This window comes from Aquabacterium sp., assembly GCF_036279655.1.
Classification (GTDB): Bacteria; Pseudomonadota; Gammaproteobacteria; order Burkholderiales; family Burkholderiaceae_C; genus Aquabacterium.
The window spans coordinates 25,887-41,323 of the sequence record NZ_DASUIT010000051.1; the positions used below are offsets into that span (position 1 = coordinate 25,887).

General features: G+C 65.0%; 14 protein-coding genes. 7 read left to right on the forward strand and 7 right to left on the reverse strand.

The features are described from left to right. Positions 1 to 9 precede the first annotated feature (9 nt). The 4 genes from VFW84_RS05625 (at position 10) to VFW84_RS05640 (ending at position 7,212) form a co-directional block, all read left to right on the forward strand. On the forward strand, positions 10 to 2,178 hold the full coding sequence (locus VFW84_RS05625; protein ID WP_329679459.1) for a PqqD family peptide modification chaperone: 2,169 nt from the start codon (positions 10 to 12) through the stop codon (positions 2,176 to 2,178). After that, on the forward strand, positions 2,175 to 4,184 hold the full coding sequence (locus VFW84_RS05630) for a DEAD/DEAH box helicase (protein ID WP_329679460.1): 2,010 nt from the start codon (positions 2,175 to 2,177) through the stop codon (positions 4,182 to 4,184). Before VFW84_RS05625 ends, VFW84_RS05630 begins: the two co-directional genes overlap by 4 nt. A 108-nt stretch (positions 4,185 to 4,292) precedes the next feature. Beyond that, positions 4,293 to 5,609: an efflux RND transporter periplasmic adaptor subunit gene (locus VFW84_RS05635; RefSeq protein WP_329679461.1), complete on the forward strand. Its 1,317-nt coding sequence runs from the start codon at positions 4,293 to 4,295 to the stop codon at positions 5,607 to 5,609. Positions 5,610 to 5,640: 31 nt separating this feature from the next. Then, the gene (locus VFW84_RS05640; RefSeq protein ID WP_329679462.1) at positions 5,641 to 7,212 is read left to right on the forward strand and encodes a diguanylate cyclase; all 1,572 of its coding nucleotides are present in this window, start codon (positions 5,641 to 5,643) and stop codon (positions 7,210 to 7,212) included. On the opposite strand, the gene VFW84_RS05645 is transcribed toward VFW84_RS05640, so the two are convergent. Beyond that, positions 7,213 to 8,058 (reverse strand): urease accessory protein UreD, encoded by an 846-nt coding sequence (locus VFW84_RS05645; RefSeq protein ID WP_329679463.1) that lies wholly within the window; start codon positions 8,056 to 8,058, stop codon positions 7,213 to 7,215. It abuts the gene before it with no gap. Positions 8,059 to 8,121: 63 nt separating this feature from the next. Continuing rightward, the gene (locus tag VFW84_RS05650; RefSeq protein ID WP_329679464.1) at positions 8,122 to 8,661 is read right to left on the reverse strand and encodes an MOSC domain-containing protein; all 540 of its coding nucleotides are present in this window, start codon (positions 8,659 to 8,661) and stop codon (positions 8,122 to 8,124) included. 137 nt (positions 8,662 to 8,798) lie between these two features. On the opposite strand from VFW84_RS05650, the gene VFW84_RS05655 reads away from it, so the two are divergent. Together VFW84_RS05655 and VFW84_RS05660 are read left to right on the forward strand one after the other, a co-directional pair. Next, a complete protein-coding gene (locus tag VFW84_RS05655) occupies positions 8,799 to 9,362 on the forward strand; it encodes a DUF1415 domain-containing protein (RefSeq protein WP_329679465.1) in 564 nt (187 codons plus the stop codon). 9 nt (positions 9,363 to 9,371) lie between these two features. Continuing rightward, complete coding sequence (locus tag VFW84_RS05660) at positions 9,372 to 10,289, forward strand: prenyltransferase (RefSeq protein WP_329679466.1); 918 nt, start codon at positions 9,372 to 9,374, stop codon at positions 10,287 to 10,289. A 21-nt stretch (positions 10,290 to 10,310) separates the two neighbouring features. Here VFW84_RS05660 and VFW84_RS05665 read toward each other — a convergent pair whose 3' ends face one another. Together VFW84_RS05665 and VFW84_RS05670 are read right to left on the reverse strand one after the other, a co-directional pair. Then, positions 10,311 to 10,976: a YceH family protein gene (locus VFW84_RS05665; protein WP_329679467.1), complete on the reverse strand. Its 666-nt coding sequence runs from the start codon at positions 10,974 to 10,976 to the stop codon at positions 10,311 to 10,313. Positions 10,977 to 11,051: 75 nt separating this feature from the next. Further along, positions 11,052 to 11,960, reverse strand: coding sequence for a LysR family transcriptional regulator (locus VFW84_RS05670; RefSeq protein WP_329679468.1), 909 nt, complete (start codon positions 11,958 to 11,960; stop codon positions 11,052 to 11,054). A gap of 94 nt (positions 11,961 to 12,054) precedes the next feature. Between VFW84_RS05670 and VFW84_RS05675 the strand changes: the two genes are divergently transcribed. Further along, positions 12,055 to 13,110, forward strand: a complete 1,056-nt coding sequence (locus tag VFW84_RS05675; RefSeq protein ID WP_329679469.1) for an NAD-dependent epimerase/dehydratase family protein — start codon at positions 12,055 to 12,057, stop codon at positions 13,108 to 13,110. A 13-nt stretch (positions 13,111 to 13,123) separates the two neighbouring features. On the opposite strand, the gene VFW84_RS05680 is transcribed toward VFW84_RS05675, so the two are convergent. The 3 genes from VFW84_RS05680 to VFW84_RS05690 form a co-directional block, all read right to left on the reverse strand. Beyond that, positions 13,124 to 13,531, reverse strand: a complete 408-nt coding sequence (locus VFW84_RS05680; protein ID WP_329679470.1) for an MAPEG family protein — start codon at positions 13,529 to 13,531, stop codon at positions 13,124 to 13,126. A gap of 190 nt (positions 13,532 to 13,721) precedes the next feature. Beyond that, entirely contained in the window at positions 13,722 to 14,816 is a 1,095-nt protein-coding gene (locus tag VFW84_RS05685; RefSeq protein WP_329679471.1) for an alkene reductase, read from the reverse strand. A gap of 85 nt (positions 14,817 to 14,901) precedes the next feature. Then, a partial coding sequence (locus tag VFW84_RS05690) for a TetR/AcrR family transcriptional regulator (protein ID WP_329679472.1) occupies positions 14,902 to 15,437 on the reverse strand: 536 nt, incomplete at its 5' end.

Sequence of the window (15,437 nt, forward strand, 5' to 3'; positions counted from 1 at the left end):
AGGCGGGCCATGCAGGACGTCCTGATCTCTCCTTACTGGTACCGCATCGCGCCTTTGCACCCGCGCCTGCGCCATCACGTCAGTGTGCGCATGCAGCAGACGCGTGGTCAGGCCTGGTATGTATTGCACAACCAGGCGACGGGGCGCTATCACCGTGTGAATGCGCAGGCTTTCGAACTGGTGGGGCGACTGGACGGGCGCCTGTCCGTGGACGAGATCTGGCAATCCCTGCTGGAGCAGCAAGGGGATCTGGCGCCGACGCAGCATGATGTGATCCGCATCCTGGGGCAATTGACCGACGCCGGTCTGGTGCAGGCCGAGGTGACGCCGGATGTACGCCAGATGATGGACATGGGCGAGGAGCGCCTGCAGCGAGAAAAGCGCTCGCGGCTCAACCCTCTGTCTTTCCGCCTGGGCTTGTTCAATCCGTCCACCTTGCTGGAGCGGCTCTACCCCCATGTCCGGATCCTGTTCTCGACGCGCGTGCTGATGATCTGGACGGCGCTGGTCCTGCTGGGCCTCTTTGGCGCCTGGTTCAACTGGCCGCAACTGCGCGACTATGGACATGCCCACTTCATGACGCCGAGATTCCTGGCCATGGTCTGGGTGATGTACCCGCTCATGAAGGCCGTGCACGAGTTGGGCCATGCCTTGATGCTGCGCCGATTCGGCTGTGAAGTGCCGGAGGTGGGCGTCAACTTCTTCATGTTCGTGCCCATGCCTTATGTGGATGCTTCTGCGTCCAACAAGCTGACGAGTCGGGCGCAGCGAGCCCTGGTGGCGGGCGCGGGCATCATGGTCGAGTCCTTTCTGGCGCTCATGGGCATGGCCTTGTGGCTGTTGGTCGAAGACGGTGTGGCGCGCGAGATGGCCTTCACGTTGATGACGCTGGGTGGCCTGTCGACCTTGCTGTTCAACGGCAACCCTTTGATGAAGTTCGACGGCTATTTCGTGGCCTGCGATGCCTTGGACCTGCCCAATCTGGCCCAACGCAGTGCCAAGACCAACGAGCGCATGTGGCAAAGGCTGGTGGCCAGGCTGCTGCGGATGCCGGACGAACCCCCGGTTGTGGCGGAAGTCGACAGGGTCGAGCGCTGGCTGTTGCGGCTGTATGCGCCGGCTTCATGGTTTTACCGCCTGACCATCAGCGCGGTGATGGTGAACTGGGCGTCGGACAAGTCGTCGTGGATAGGGCTGGCGATCCTGGCCTGGATGATCTGGAGCCTGGTGCTCCAGCCTTGCCGAAACTGGGCTGACAGCGTGTTGTCGTCGCCGGGCTTCGAGTCCGTGCGCAGTCGGGCCTTGTGGAGTGGTATGGCGGCCCTGGCGGGTGTGATGGCCTTGCTGGGCCTGGTGCCCGTGCCGGCGGCCATCGTGGCTGATGGGGTCGTTTGGTTGCCGCCTGATGCGCAGATCCGTGCCACCAGCGATGCGGAAGTGGAGGCCGTGCTGGCGCGCAGCGGTCAGCGCGTTCAGGCTGGTCAGCCCCTGATTCGATTGCGCGATCCAGCCTTGTTGACCGAGCGCACGGTGGTGCTGGCACAGATCGACGGTGCACGGGCTGAAATGAACGCCGCTTTCGGTGTGGAGTCGCTCAAGGTCAGCAACGCGCAGCAGGCGCTCATTCGTGATTACGCACGCCTGGCCCAGATAGACGAGGACCTGTCCAGGCAGGTGCTGCGTGCCGTGCGCCCTGGTGAATTTGTCCTGTCTCGTGAAGAAGATCTGGAGGCGCGTCAGGTCAGTCGCGGGCAGTTGCTGGCTTACGTGATGTCGGACGTGCCGACCGTGGTGCGCATGCTTGTCTCCCAGAGGGACATCGACGACGTGCGTGGCCGCCTCAAGCACGCTTCGGTGGTGCTGGCCGAGCGACCAGGCACGCCTTTGCCGGCGAAACCCTCTGGTGACACCCCGGCTGCCGTGGAGCGTTTGCCCTCCGCCGCCTTGGGCAACAAGCAAGGTGGTCCGGTGGCGACCGACACCTCGGACCCTGATGGCATGAAGCCCGCCGAGCCGATGTTTGCGCTGGATGTCGTGTTGCAGGAGCGGGTGCCTCGTGCAGGAGGGCTGGCCAAGGTCAAGCTCGAACTGGAGCCGAGACCCTTGTTGCAGATCTGGGCCCAGCGCCTGAGGCAGCTGTTCCTCAAGCATTTCTCGGATGTGAGGGGCATGGCATGACCGCCTTGCCCCGTCATCCGGATGCGGGCATGTGGTCCGAACGGATGACCCTCCAAGACGGGCAGGTCCCACGACCCGGTCCGGTGCATGGTGCCTACCCGCTCAAGGATGTGCCCCTGCGCGCGCGAGGGCCCTGGATGGCCTGGCTGCAGGCCTGGTGGCGGGCGCCGGCCCATCCAACCGCCCGGCGCAACAGGCAGTTTCTGCGCGACGTGCGTGCGGCGCAAGCGAACTGGCGCGGCTTGAGTGAGCCTGAGCGCGCGCAACAACTTCAGACCCTGCGGCGCCGACTGGGGAGTGAGGGCTTCACGCCCGCTTTGAGCGCGTCCAGCTTCGGCCTGATCACCGAGGTGGTCAAGGCGCACCTGGGCTTTCAGTTGCACGACGTGCAGTTGCTGGCAGCGTGGTGGATGCTGGGCCAGCGTCTGGCGGAGATGGCGACAGGGGAGGGCAAGACACTCACCGTGCTGCTGACTGCCGCGACGGGCGCGCTGGCAGGTGTGCCTGTGCACGTGCTGACGGCCAACGACTATCTGGCGCGCCGGGATGCCCAGCAGCTTGCCCCACTCTATGCCTCACTGGGCTTGAGCGTGGCTTTCGTGACATCGGCCAGCCAGCTGCACGAACGCCAGCAAGCTTATCAAGCCGACGTCGTGCATGTCACGGCCAAGGAAGTCGCCTTCGATCACCTGCGGGACCGGGCTGCCCGCACCGTGGGTGACGACCAGGCCATTGTTTTGCGCGGTCTGTGCATGGCGGTGGTGGACGAAGCAGACAGCATCCTGATCGATGAGGCTTGCACGCCCTTGATCCTGGCCCGCGCCGCCGACCTGAAGGCTGCCGACCAGCGCTATCGCCTGGCGCTTTTCCTGGCGCGTCAATTGAAGGCCGATGCGGATTTCCTGACGAGCGATGGCTTGCAGGTGCGCCTGACGGAGGGTGGGCAGGCGCGGCTGACGCAGTTGAGCCAGACCTTGCAAGGGGCCTGGCGCTGGCGTCGCTATCGGCACGAACAGGTGATTTGCGCCTTGCAGGCCTTGCACACCTTTCGCAAGGACGTGCACTACCTGGTGCGCGATGAGGCCATCCACATCATTGACGACACCACCGGACGCCTGGCCGTTGGCCGAGCATGGTCTCGTGGCCTGCACCAGATGATCGCCATCAAGGAAGGTGTTCCGCCCCAGCCCGAGAACGAGACCCTGACGCAGACCAGCTATCAGGCCCTCTTCCCTCGCTACTTGCGGCTGGCAGGTTTGAGCGGCACCGTGCACGAAGACCGGGCCGAGTTGTTGCGTGTGTACGGCTTGCCAACGTGCAAGGTCCCGCTGCGCGCGCCTTCTCGCCGGGAGGACCGTGGTTCGATGGTGCTGCCCTCTGCGGCTGAGAAGTGGCGGGTGGTGGTGTCACATGCGCAGGCCGAGGCGGCCCAAGGGCGGCCCGTCCTGATCGGGACCGACACCGTGGCGGACTCGGATGCCGTGTCTCGCGCCTTGACCGAGGCGGGCCTCGCGCACCAGGTGCTCAATGCACGCCAGGACGAGGCGCAGGGCGAGCAGGAGCAGGCCGTGATTGCCGAAGCCGGGCTGCCAGGCCGCATCACGGTGGCCACGCACATGGCCGGTCGCGGCACGGACGTGCACCTCAGCGAGGAGGCGCTCAGCCAGGGCGGGCTGCATGTCATCAACACCAACCTCAACCGTTCGCGGCGGACAGACCGTCAATTGATGGGGCGCTGCGCCCGACAGGGCATGCCCGGCAGCTGCGAGACCATCCTGAGCTGGGAAGACGGCTGCTGGCGGGAGCTGGGCGCCGCAGGCTGGCTGCGGCTGGCCGTATTCGGGGCCCGACATGGCCTGGGCGGACAAGTTCTGACGCGCTGGCTGTGCCGGCAGACCCAGGTGCTGGCCGAAGCCCGTGCGTGCCGCCGGCGCTGGTCCATGTTGCAGGCAGACATCCAGATGGCGCGCCAGCTGGCCATGGCCGGACGCGAAGACTGGGACTGACTGGGGTGCTTTTTTCACGGATTACGCGAGGCGCTACACGCCCATCATCCTGATGACATGCACGAAGGGCGTCCCGTGTCGCCCTCCGTTCGCAGCAGGAGTATCCAAGTGAACAAGAAAGCCTTGAGCGTGATAACCGCCACCAGCATGGTCTGGGGCGGTTGCAGCCATGCTGAATTGCTTGGCTGCCTGATCGAACCAGACCGCGTGGCAGATGTGGGCAGCCAGTCCACGGGTGTCATCGAGCAGTTGACGGTGGAGCGTGGCGACATGGTGACGGCCGGACAAGTGCTGGCCAGATTGTCCGCGCAGGTCGAACGGGCGTCGTTGTCGATTGCCGAAGTCAAGGCCAAGGCGGAAGCCGAAGCTCTGCAGGCGCAAGCCGCACATGAACTGGCACAACGCAAGCTGGAGCGCACGCGTGATCTGGTGCGCCGCGATTTCGTGTCGGATCAGGCACTGGACCAGGCAGAAGCCGAGGCTCGTGTGGCCGAGCAGCGCGTGGCGCAGGCGCGAGAAACACAGCGCGTGGCGCAACGCGAATTTCATTTGTCCAATGCCCAGTTGAGCCAACGCGAGGTGCGCAGCCCCTTTGCGGGCCTGGTCGTGGAGCGATTCCGTACCGAGGGTGAACGCATCGAGCGCGAGCCCGTCGTTCGCGTGGCCCGGATCGACCCTTTGCGCATTGAAGCCATCGTGCCTGCCGTGCAGTTCGGGCGCATTTCGGCCGGCCAGCCCGCCACAGTCAAGACCGATTTGCCGGACTATCCGGTGCTCACCGCGAAAGTGACCCTGGTTGATCGCGTGATCGACCCTGCGTCCAACAGCTTTCGGGTACGCCTGATTCTGCCCAACCCGGGCAATCGGGTGCCTTCAGGTGTGCGCTGTCGGATTGCGTTCGGTGCCGCCGATGGCGCGGGGGCCGGCGCTTCGGGTGTGACGCCCGGGAGCGTAGCGCCACCCCCTTCCGCCGCGGGGCAGGTGTCGCCCGCCAGGTGGTCCGATGTGCCGCAACGGACCATCCCCGTGGAGCCGTCGCGAGCCGGTGTGATCACCGTGTCCGTGCCGCCGCGCGCTGCCGTTCAGTCAACCGCGCTCGCCGTGGCCGCGTCAGTGCCTGTCCAGCCGGCACGCTTCATTTCTTCGACGCTGAAGTTCGCGATGGCTGAACTCGGGCGTACCACGCCGGGCCGCAAATGGCTTGAAGTGCCTGTGGACACGCCACGTGTGGTGGCCATGGGCAAGTCGCGCGCGCCGGCGCTGACCACGATGGCGATGACCATGCAGATGCCCTCCCTGACCCCTGTCGGCTCGGCTGGAGCCCCCGCCACCGTGGTGGCCGACGCGGGCAAGGCCACCGCAGGCAAGGCGCCTGGGGCCTCCCTGACACCAGTGACTGGCTTGCGTCTGGCCAGCGCCCGCTGAGCGCGGCAAATCGCTGCCCCGCCGAGGACGCATGACCGAAGCGCCCCCCACACCGCAGACCAAACGCAGCCGGTGGGCCATCAGCCCCACGGTGCGCATCAGCATGGGGCTGGTGTCCCTGCTGATCGGCTTGCTGATGATCCTGGACCTGCTGCTCAAGATCATGCCGGACCAGCGGGCCATGACCATGGACCTGCGCGAGCAGATTGCGGTGCATCTGGCGGTGCAAGTCCGCAGACTGCTCAATGAAGATCAGAGCCCTGTCAAGTTGCAGAGCGTGCTGGTCGAGACTGTCGAGCAATCAACCGATATCCTGTCTCTGGCGGTCAGGCGCGAGTCTGGCGCCTTGTATGCGGCCACCACGCTGCACGAAAAGACCTGGGACGCGCCACCGTTGGGCGCGTCTACGATCAACGCCGTGGTTGTGCCACTCAATGCGGGTGACAAACGCTGGGGCCAACTCGAAGTGGGCTTTCATTCGCCGTGGCCAGTGTCGATCGTCGGGTGGTTGAAGAACCCGACCGTGCAACTCGTCGGTACGCTGAGCACGGCGTGCTTCATCGCCTTCTATCTTTACCTGCGGCGTGTGTTGCAACACCTGGATCCCTCCAAGGCCATTCCGGAGCGTGTGAGAGTGGCCTTCGATACGCTGACAGAGGGCTTGCTGGTGCTGGACATCGATGGCCAGATCCTGATGGCCAATTCGGCCTTCCGGGGCTTCCATCCCCAGGCCGGTGGCGTGTTGCTGGGGCGCTCGATCGATCAACTGGAATGGCTGGTCAAAGGCTTGACGGATCAGGATGCCCTGCCGCCATGGGAGCGGGCACTGACCACATCCGAGCCCATCCTGGGCGTGCCGGTGGACCTGACCGAAAAGGATGGCGAGCACCGGCGTGCACTGCTCAATTGCGCCGCTGTGCGTGATGCGGCGGGCAATGCGCGCGGTTGCCTGGTCACGCTGGACGACATCACCGAAATCGACCTGGTGAACCGCCGCCTGCAGGACGCCATGACCGAGCTGGAAGCCTCACGCGACAAGATCCAGAAACAGAACGAAGAACTGCAGCTGTTGGCCAACTGCGATCCGATGACGGGCTGTTTCAACCGCCGTGCCTTCTTCAGCCGGGCAGAGCCGATGCTGGCCCATGCCTTGAAGACCGGCGAGCCGCTGACCTGTTTCATGACGGACATCGACAAGTTCAAGTCCTTCAACGACACCTATGGGCACTCGGTGGGTGACCTGGTCATCCAGCAGGTGGCCAGGATCCTCAAGGCGGCGATGCGGCCACAGGACGTGTTGTGTCGGTATGGTGGCGAGGAGTTCTGCGCCTTCATGCCCGGGCTGGACGAGGCCGGCGCGGCCGCCTTGGCCGATCGCATCCGCGAGACCCTGGAAAAGGAAGCCGGCCCGGCTGTGGATGCCGTGCCCAATCTGCGCATCACGTCCAGCTTTGGCGTGGCGCAGCTGGGCAAGGGCAACGCCAACAATGCGCTGCTGTTGATTGAACGCGCCGACCAGGGCTTGTACGCAGCCAAGGAAGCCGGGCGCAATCAGGTGCAGTGCATCGACTGGCACCCTGACAAGGCGCCTGCAGCGCACTGATCAGGTTCGCCAGACGCGCGGCGGGCAGGGCGCCAGATCCCAGGCCGTTTGCCGCCATTGGGACCACACTTGTGCCAACAGGTTCATGGCGGGTTCCACGCGGTCGGCCAGCACACGCAGGATCACGACCTGCTCATGCGGGCTGGTGCTGCCTGCGGTTGCGGCCAGCGGGCTGTTGCCCTGAATGGCCCGCGCGCTGTCCAGCAAGGCCTCGCGCCGTTCGCGCGACATCGGCGTGCCACTGGCCAGCCACATGGTGGCCATGACACGGTGGCCCGCCCAACCCAGCGGGCTGTCGAGCAGGCGTGCATCGTCGGCGCGCACCGTGCCCTTTTCCAGCCAGACGCCAGGCAGCTCGATCTCCTGCGTGAAGCGGCCTTGTCCATGGGCCGCATCGTCAAAGGCTTCGGAAGCGGCCGGCAAGCCCAAGGCGAGCACGTCCCAGCCCATCATCTCGGCGCCGGGTGCCAGCTCGAAGCGCATGCGGTTGGTGGCGATGCAGGAGCGATAGGCCAGCGTCTCCAGCGGGAGCCATTCCAGCCGTGCGCCAGGCTCCACCCGGGCGGTCAGGGTCTGCACCGCTTCGGCACCGGCGCTTTTGTAGAAACGTGTGGCGCCTGGCGTCGTGATCAGGGCATGGCTGCCGGCCTGCAGGTTCATGGCGATGTCCAGCACGTCGCCGCCTACCAGCCCGCCCGGTGGGTGGACCAGCACGTGGTGGCACACGCGATCGCCTTCCGGGTACAGCCGTTGCAGGACGCGCAAGGGGCCGTCGTGGCGGTCCAGGGCGATGGTGCGTTCGCCATCAAGGCGATAGTCCAGATTCAAATGGCCGTGCCAGCTCATATCAGGTACTGCGTGGGGACGTTCAAACTCAGGCTGGCCAGTGTAAGCGGCCCGCCATGTGGCTCAGAGCGCCAGTGGCAGGCTGCAGGAGATGGCGTCACCCACCTGGATGTGGCCACCTGCCAGCACGCGGGCATTGACGCCGCCGTGCCCGCGCATGGCGTTGTAGCCGCCGGGGCCGAGGAGCTCCTCCATGCGCGAGCAGGGCTCGCAAGGGCCGGTGATCTCCAGCATGACGTGCGCGCCGATTCGGACGATCATCGGCTCGTCCTTGAACATGGCGCGGGTGGCCAGCAGGTTCAGGCCTGACACCACCAGGTTGCGCCGCAGCCAGGCCGGGTCGACATGGCCCTGCTGCGTGAAGGCGGCCACCACGGGCATGTGCTCGGCCTGGATCAGCGTGACCTGGCGCTTGTTGCCCCCCACGCGCCAGGGCGTTCTGGCGGCAGCCCTGTCGCCGGCCAGCCCGCGATCGACCAGGGCCTCAACCTGCTGAACCTGAACCACAGGCTCACGCCGGGCGGGGCGCAGGTAGATGGCCTCGAGCCGGCCGGGATGCGCAAACTGCCGGACGAGGTGGTGCAGGCTGACGGGCTGGCTCATGGGGCGTTCCGCGGGCTGATTTCTTGTACGGTTGGGGGTATGCTTGCGGCGAGCAGCGTGTGTGCGCTACTGCCCTGGATGCAGTATTGAACCACGCCATCTTTCAGCCAGACGCCTTGACAGGGGACAATACCGCCATGAGCCTCGATCACGACACCATCATCGCTGACACTCGGACCTGGTTGACCCGTGCGGTCATCGGGCTGAATCTGTGCCCCTTCGCCAAGGCGGTGCACGTGAAGAACCAGATTCGCTACCGCGTGTCGGAGGCCGGCACGCCTGAGGCCTTGTTGGAAGACCTGATCGCCGAGTTGAGCATCCTGCGCGATGCCGACCCGGAAGAGATCGACACCACCTTGCTGGTCCATCCCGCCGTGCTGACGGACTTCATGGATTTCAATGACTTTCTGGATGTCGTGGATGCGGCGGTCGAGGAGCTGGACCTGGAAGGCATCATCCAGGTGGCCAGCTTCCACCCGGATTACCAGTTCGATGGCACCGATCCGGACGACATCGACAACTACAGCAACCGCTCGCCTTATCCGACCCTGCACCTGATCCGCGAAAGCAGCCTGGAGCAGGCCGTGGCCGCCATTCCCGATCCCGAAGACATCTACGAAGCCAACATCGCCACGCTGCGCAAGCTGGGGCACGAGGGCTGGAAGAAGCTGTGGGAAGTGGGCAGCGACGACCAGGCTTGAGGCGCGCACATGGCTGACAAGCAGCCCTGGTGGGGCCCGGCACGTGTGCCGTTTCTGTTGTTGACGCCGGCCTGCATGGCCCTGGGCGTGGCCATGTGCTGGTGGTTGACGCGATCAAGTGGTGGCACGCTGGCGTGGCTGGATGCCTTGCTGGCGGTGCTGGGTGGCCTGGCGGCGCATGTCAGCGTCAACGCGCTCAACGAGTACATGGACTTCAAGTCCGGCCTGGACATGCAGACCCAGCGCACGCCGTTCAGCGGTGGCAGTGGCGTGCTGCCGGCCCGGCCTGAACTGGCCTCGGGCGCTTTGGCCATGGGCCTGGGGGCATTGGGGTGGGCCGCGCTCACCGGCCTGTACTTTCTGTGGCGCGATCTGGCCGTGTTGCCGGCGCTGATGCCCGTTGGCCTGGCGGGCCTGCTGCTGGTGGTGGCTTACACCCCCTGGGTGACCCGTCGCCCCTGGTTGTGCCTCTTGGCGCCAGGGCTGGGCTTCGGGCCTTTGATGATGCTGGGCACCGCCGCCGTACTGCTGGGGCGATGGGGTGCCGAGGTGGTGGTGATGGCACTGCTGCCATTTGGTCTGGTCAACAACCTGCTGTTGCTCAACCAGTTCCCTGACGTGGATGCCGACAGGCGGGTAGGCCGTGTCACCTTGCCGATGTGGCTGGGCAAGTCGCGTTGCTGGCCTGTGCTGCTCGCTCAATATGGTCTGGCGTACGTGGCCTTGGTGTGCGCCGTGATCTGGATGGGGGTGCCGCAAGGTGCCTTGTTGGGCTTGCTCACCTTGCCGGTGGCGCTGAACGTGGTGCGAGGCGCGGCGCGCCATGCCGACGATACACCTGCGCTGTTGCCCTACATGGGCATGAACGTGGCGGTCAATCTGCTGACACCTGTTCTGACGGCGCTCGGCCTGGTGTGGAGCGCCTGAGCGCCAAGTCAACGCACAGCCTCAGCCCTTTGGGTCCACGCCCAGTTCAGTCGCCATGCGCAGCACCAGAGCGCGCAGTTCACTCAACTCGGCGGCCATGCGGGCTTGCTCATCCTTGATGGCGGCCAGTTCGTCGCCATGGCCGGTGGCGCGGGTTGAAGTTGGTGCAAAGGCCGCGGTCTCCGGGATCTGCACCTCGCCGCACAGCAGGTGCGCCCAACGGTTTTCACGCTCGCCAGGGCCGCGGGGGAGCTTCACCACCCGCTTGGGTTCGCGCTCGGCCAGTTCGTCCAGAAAACCCTCTACCGATGAAATGTCGGCAAAGCGGTGCAGGCGCTCGGTATGCAGGCGCAACTCCGCCGAGGTCTGGGGCCCGCGCAACAACAGCATCGTCAACAAGGCAACCGATTGGCTGGGCACGCCCAGGCCTCGCGCGGCATTGTGATCAAAGCGCACCACGCGGCTGCCACTTACCTCGTTGACCAGGCTTAGCTCCTTGAGGCCATTGATGGCCTGCAACACGTCAGCCTCGCTCAACTGCATCACCGGATCGCGCGCGGTTTTCTGGTTGCAGCCCAGCGTCAGGGCATTGAGCGACAGCGGGTAGCTGTCCGGCACGGTGTGCTGCTTTTCAACCAGCACGGCCAGAACACGGGCTTCTTCAGCGGTGAGAGGGCGTTGGCTCAATCTTGACTCCTGGGGCGGACGGTGTGGTGGTGATGCTGACGCAGGCCAAGCTTATACCTGTCTGCAGCGACGTGATCAGTCGGTGCGCTGGCTGGACAGCGCATAGGCGCTGAGTTCCTGCGTCAGGTATCGGTACAAGGCCATGACCCGCTTGTTGCCGCGCAGGTCACCGTGGGTCAGCAGCCACATGTCCAGGCTGAAGGTCAACTGGTCTGGCAGCACGGGCAGCAGGGCCGGATCACGTCGGGCAATGCCGATCTGGCTGCCGCCTATGCCGGCGCCGGCACGCAAGGCCGCCAGCAGGGCCAGGTCGTTGTCGCAACGAAAGCTGAACATTTCGCGAGAGATGGGGATGCCGTGTTGGGCAGCCAGCCGGGTGGTGAAGGTGTCCTGATCCGGGCCGATCATGGCGTGCTGCGCCAGTTCAGCCAGCGTGCGCGGCAGCCCTCTGGCCTGCACATAGCGTTGATGGGCGTACAGCCCGATGTCCACGCGGCCCATCCGTTTGGCGATCAGGGCTTGCTGCGTCGGGCGCTCCATGCGCACGGCGATGTCGGCCTCGCGTTTGAGCAGGTCGTCCATCTTGTTGTTGAGCACCAGCTCTATGGTGAGCAGCGGGTGTTGGGCCTGGTAGCGCGCGAGGATCTCTGGCAGCACTTCGCCACCCATCATCTGGCTGGCGGTGATGCGCACCGTGCCGCGTTCGTCGTGCTCGCTGCCGGAGGCCACGCGCATGGCATGTTGCGCCGCCGACGCCATGGCCTGGGCTGAGGCCTGCATTTCCAGGGCTGTGGCGGTGGGTTTGAGGCCGTCGGGCCCCCGGGTGAACAGGGGCACGCTCAAGGCCGATTCCAGCGCCGCGATGTGCCGGCCCACGCTGGGTTGCGTCATGCCCAAGGCCCGCGCTGCGGCAGACAGGCTGCCTTCCTGCATCACGGCCAGGAAGGAGCGATAGAGGTTCCAGTCCACATGTGCTGATGTCATGCATAAATATATGGCATGTATGCATGGATAGGCAATTGTTGTATGGGTCTGGTTTGCCTAGCATGAGGCAGGTGTTCAACAAGGGATCAAAGCCATGTCATTCCCCAATGCATCTTCAACAGCCTCCGGCGCGACCGTGCTGGTGGTGGGGGCCACCGGTGGTTTCGGGCGTGCGGTGACGCTCCGCTTGCTGCAACAGGGGTGGCGTGTTCGCGCTCTGACGCGGCATGAGGACATGGCTCAACGCGTGCGCGCCGACAAGGCGGCCTGGGGTGGCCTGGAAACGGTGCAATGGCACCGGGGCGATGCCATGAACCAGTCGGATGTGGTGGCCGCTGCGCAAGGTGTGCAGTTCATCGTTCACGGGGCGAACCCGCCGGGCTATGTGCGTTGGCGTGAACTGGCCTTGCCCATGCTGGCCAACAGCATGGAGGCAGCTCGTCGGGTGGATGCCAGGCTGCTGCTGCCAGGTAATGTCTACAACTTCGGGCCGGATGCGGGCGAGCTTGTCAACGAGCAATCCCCGCAGCGACCGCTCACGCGCAAGGGGGCTGTGCGTGTGGAAATGGAAGTGATGCTGCAGCAAGCGGCGAGCGATCCGCATCGGCCCCTGCGCTCATTGGTCTTGCGCGCGGGTGACTTCTTTGATGCGCATTCGCCTTCTTCATGGTTCGGTACCTTGCTGATCAAGCCCGGAAAGCCCGTGCGCAAGGTGGTGTACCCGGGCGCGAAAGACGTGGGGCACGCCTGGGCGTATCTGCCGGATCTGGCCGAGGCCGCCGTGAAACTGATGGCGCTGGATTTGCGAGACCCTGATCGCCTGGCACGCTTCGAGGTGCTGCACTTTGGCGGGCACTGGTTGCCTCAGGGTGGCGAGATGGCGCGTGCCATCGCGCGCGCGGCCGGGGATGCCAGCTTGCCGATCAAGGCCTTGCCCTGGCCTGTGTTGAGGCTGCTGTCGCCCTTCGTGCCGATCTTGCGAGAGATCGTCGAGATGCGCTATTTGTGGCGTGTGCCCTTGAGACTGGACAACGCGAAACTGGAGGCTCTGATCGGGCCTGAGCCGCACACACCACTGGATGTGGCGGTGCAAGCTTGCCTGCAAGGCATGGGCTGCTTGAACGCAGGCCTCATGCCCGCCAAGGCCTGATCAGGTCATCAGATCAGAACAGCTTGCTCAGCGTGGGCGCGAACATGGCGATGTTGGCGGCCAGGGCGCCGGCCCATACCAGGCTGCGCAGCGGTGCGATGTTGGCCAGGTACAAGGCGGTGTACACCACGCGCAGGCCGATGAAGGCCAGAGCCAGCTGGTCGGTGCGGGCTTGATCCAGGCCCGCTGCTTGTGCGGCCAGCACACCGAACACGAACAGGGGCAGGGCTTCAAAGCCGTTGTTCTGCGCAGCAGCAGCACGGGCCTTCCAGCCTTCCTGCTTGGCGGCCCAGGCGCGTGGATCGTTGTTGTCGTAGCCGCCCTGGCTGCGCTTCTTGCCTGCGGTAGCGGCTTTGGCCATGCCCATGGTGATCACGGGCATCACGGCTGCGATCAGCACGGCGGTATTGGCGATGGTCATGTCTGGTGTCTCCTAAGGGATCGTTTTGAAAGCATTGCCCATCAAAAAGGCTCGGCCATTCTGGTGTTGACAATGATTCATGTCAATTCCAAAAAAGGACCGAGCCGGGTTTAGCGCAGGCCGTTCAGTCTGCCATGCGCCGAGCGAACCACCGGTTGAGCTTCAACCGGTGGCGCTTTCAGCATGTTTTTCAGTCAGCCAGGGCAGGGTAGTCCGTGTAGCCGTGGGCGCCGGAACCACCATACAGGCCCGTGTCGGAGAACAGTTCGTTGAGCGGCGCGTTCTCTTGCAGGCGGCGGGGCAGGTCAGGGTTGCTGATGGTCAGGCGGCCGAAAGAGACAAGGTCGCCCTTGCCGCTGGTGATGGCTTCCTGCGCCATGTCCTTCGTGTAGCCGTTGTTGACCATCCACACGCCGCTGTAGAGCTTGTGCAGGGCTTCGTAGTCGAAGGGGGCGTTGTCACGGGGGCCGCCAGTGTGGCCTTCCACCACGTGGATGTACACGGGGTGCAGCTTTTCCAGTTCACGCACGACGTACTCGAACAGCGGTTGCGGGTTGCTCTCGCTCGAATCGTTGACGGGCGAGACGGGCGACAGGCGGATACCGACCTTGCCCGCGCCGATTTCAGCCGTCACGGCGGCCATCACCTCGAGCAGGAAGCGGGCGCGGTTTTCGATGGTGCCACCGTATTGGTCCGTGCGCTTGTTGGCGCCATCGCGCAGGAACGCGTCGATCAGGTAGCCGTGCGCACCGTGGATTTCCACGCCGTCGAAACCGGCGTCAATGGCGTTGCGGGCTGCGGTGCGGAAGTCGTTGACCACGCCGGCGATTTCAGCGGTTTCCAGGGCGCGGGGCACCGAGGTGTCGACCATGCCCTGGCCAGGCACGAAGGTCTTGGCCTTGGCGGCGATGGCCGATGGGGCCACGGGCGCCTGTTCGCCTGGTTGATAGGCTGTGTGCGACATGCGGCCGGTGTGCCACAGTTGCACGAAGATCTTGCCGCCCTTGGCGTGCACGGCGTCCGTCACCTTGCGCCAGCCAGCCACTTGTTCAGCGGTGTGCAGGCCAGGTGTGGAAGGGTAGCCTTGGGCCGTGGCCGACACCTGCGTGGCTTCGGCAATGATCAGGCCGATGGAGGCGCGCTGTGCGTAGTACTCGACCGTCAGCGGGCCAGGCACATTGCCTTTTTCGGCGCGGCTGCGCGTCAGCGGGGCCATGACCAGTCGGTTGGCCAGGGTGATGTCACCGAGTTGGAAAGGCAGGAAGAGTGCGTCTTGGGTTCCCATTGAAGTGGCTCCGGTTTGGGTCAGGTTGCGGCCGTTCATGCGGCCAGATGGGTACGACGAAAGGGGTCGGCAAAGATGGTGTGATTCAGGGCTGGAAGAACTTGTCGAGCATCAGGTCGACGACTTCTTTGAGCGCCTGTGTGCTGTGTTCGACCTTCATGCGCAGCACCGCGCCTTCCCAGGCGTCCCAGAAGAAGCCGGAGAGGGTGAGTGCGTCAAGGTCCGAGCGGATCTGGTGGTGGGCCTGGGCCCGGGCGATGAGTTCGGCGAGGCGCTCTCGCCAGCCCACCATCACGCCGCACAGCACGGCGCGGCAGCTTGCGCTGGATTCGGCCATTTCAGCGGCGAAGTTGCCCACCAGGCAGCCTTGCAGGCCGGTGTTCTCGTGGTGCTGGATGAAGCTGGTGAACAGGTGGCGCATGGCCCCAGCAGCGTCGGCGGGCGCACTTTGCATGGCGGAGTCCCAGGCCTTGTCCACCCAGGCGCCGTAGTTGCGGATGATCTGTGCCGCGAAAGCTTCCTTGCTTTCGAAGTGGTTGTAGAAGGAGCCCTTTGGCACACCGGCCTTGTCCGTGATCTGCTGGATCCCGGTGGCGTTGTAGCCCAGCTGATTGAAGAGGG

What these genes read in the sequence shown, in the direction of transcription:
- VFW84_RS05625 (WP_329679459.1), top strand. Translation starts at nt 10, where the DNA reads ATGCAGGACGTCCTGATCTCTCCTTACTGGTACCGCATCGCGCCTTTG.
- VFW84_RS05630 (WP_329679460.1), top strand. Translation starts at nt 2,175, where the DNA reads ATGACCGCCTTGCCCCGTCATCCGGATGCGGGCATGTGGTCCGAACGG.
- VFW84_RS05640 (WP_329679462.1), top strand. Translation starts at nt 5,641, where the DNA reads ATGACCGAAGCGCCCCCCACACCGCAGACCAAACGCAGCCGGTGGGCC.
- VFW84_RS05645 (WP_329679463.1), bottom strand. Translation starts at nt 8,058, where the DNA reads ATGAGCTGGCACGGCCATTTGAATCTGGACTATCGCCTTGATGGCGAA.
- VFW84_RS05650 (WP_329679464.1), bottom strand. Translation starts at nt 8,661, where the DNA reads ATGAGCCAGCCCGTCAGCCTGCACCACCTCGTCCGGCAGTTTGCGCAT.
- VFW84_RS05655 (WP_329679465.1), top strand. Translation starts at nt 8,799, where the DNA reads ATGAGCCTCGATCACGACACCATCATCGCTGACACTCGGACCTGGTTG.
- VFW84_RS05660 (WP_329679466.1), top strand. Translation starts at nt 9,372, where the DNA reads ATGGCTGACAAGCAGCCCTGGTGGGGCCCGGCACGTGTGCCGTTTCTG.
- VFW84_RS05670 (WP_329679468.1), bottom strand. Translation starts at nt 11,960, where the DNA reads ATGACATCAGCACATGTGGACTGGAACCTCTATCGCTCCTTCCTGGCC.
- VFW84_RS05675 (WP_329679469.1), top strand. Translation starts at nt 12,055, where the DNA reads ATGTCATTCCCCAATGCATCTTCAACAGCCTCCGGCGCGACCGTGCTG.
- VFW84_RS05680 (WP_329679470.1), bottom strand. Translation starts at nt 13,531, where the DNA reads ATGACCATCGCCAATACCGCCGTGCTGATCGCAGCCGTGATGCCCGTG.
- VFW84_RS05685 (WP_329679471.1), bottom strand. Translation starts at nt 14,816, where the DNA reads ATGGGAACCCAAGACGCACTCTTCCTGCCTTTCCAACTCGGTGACATC.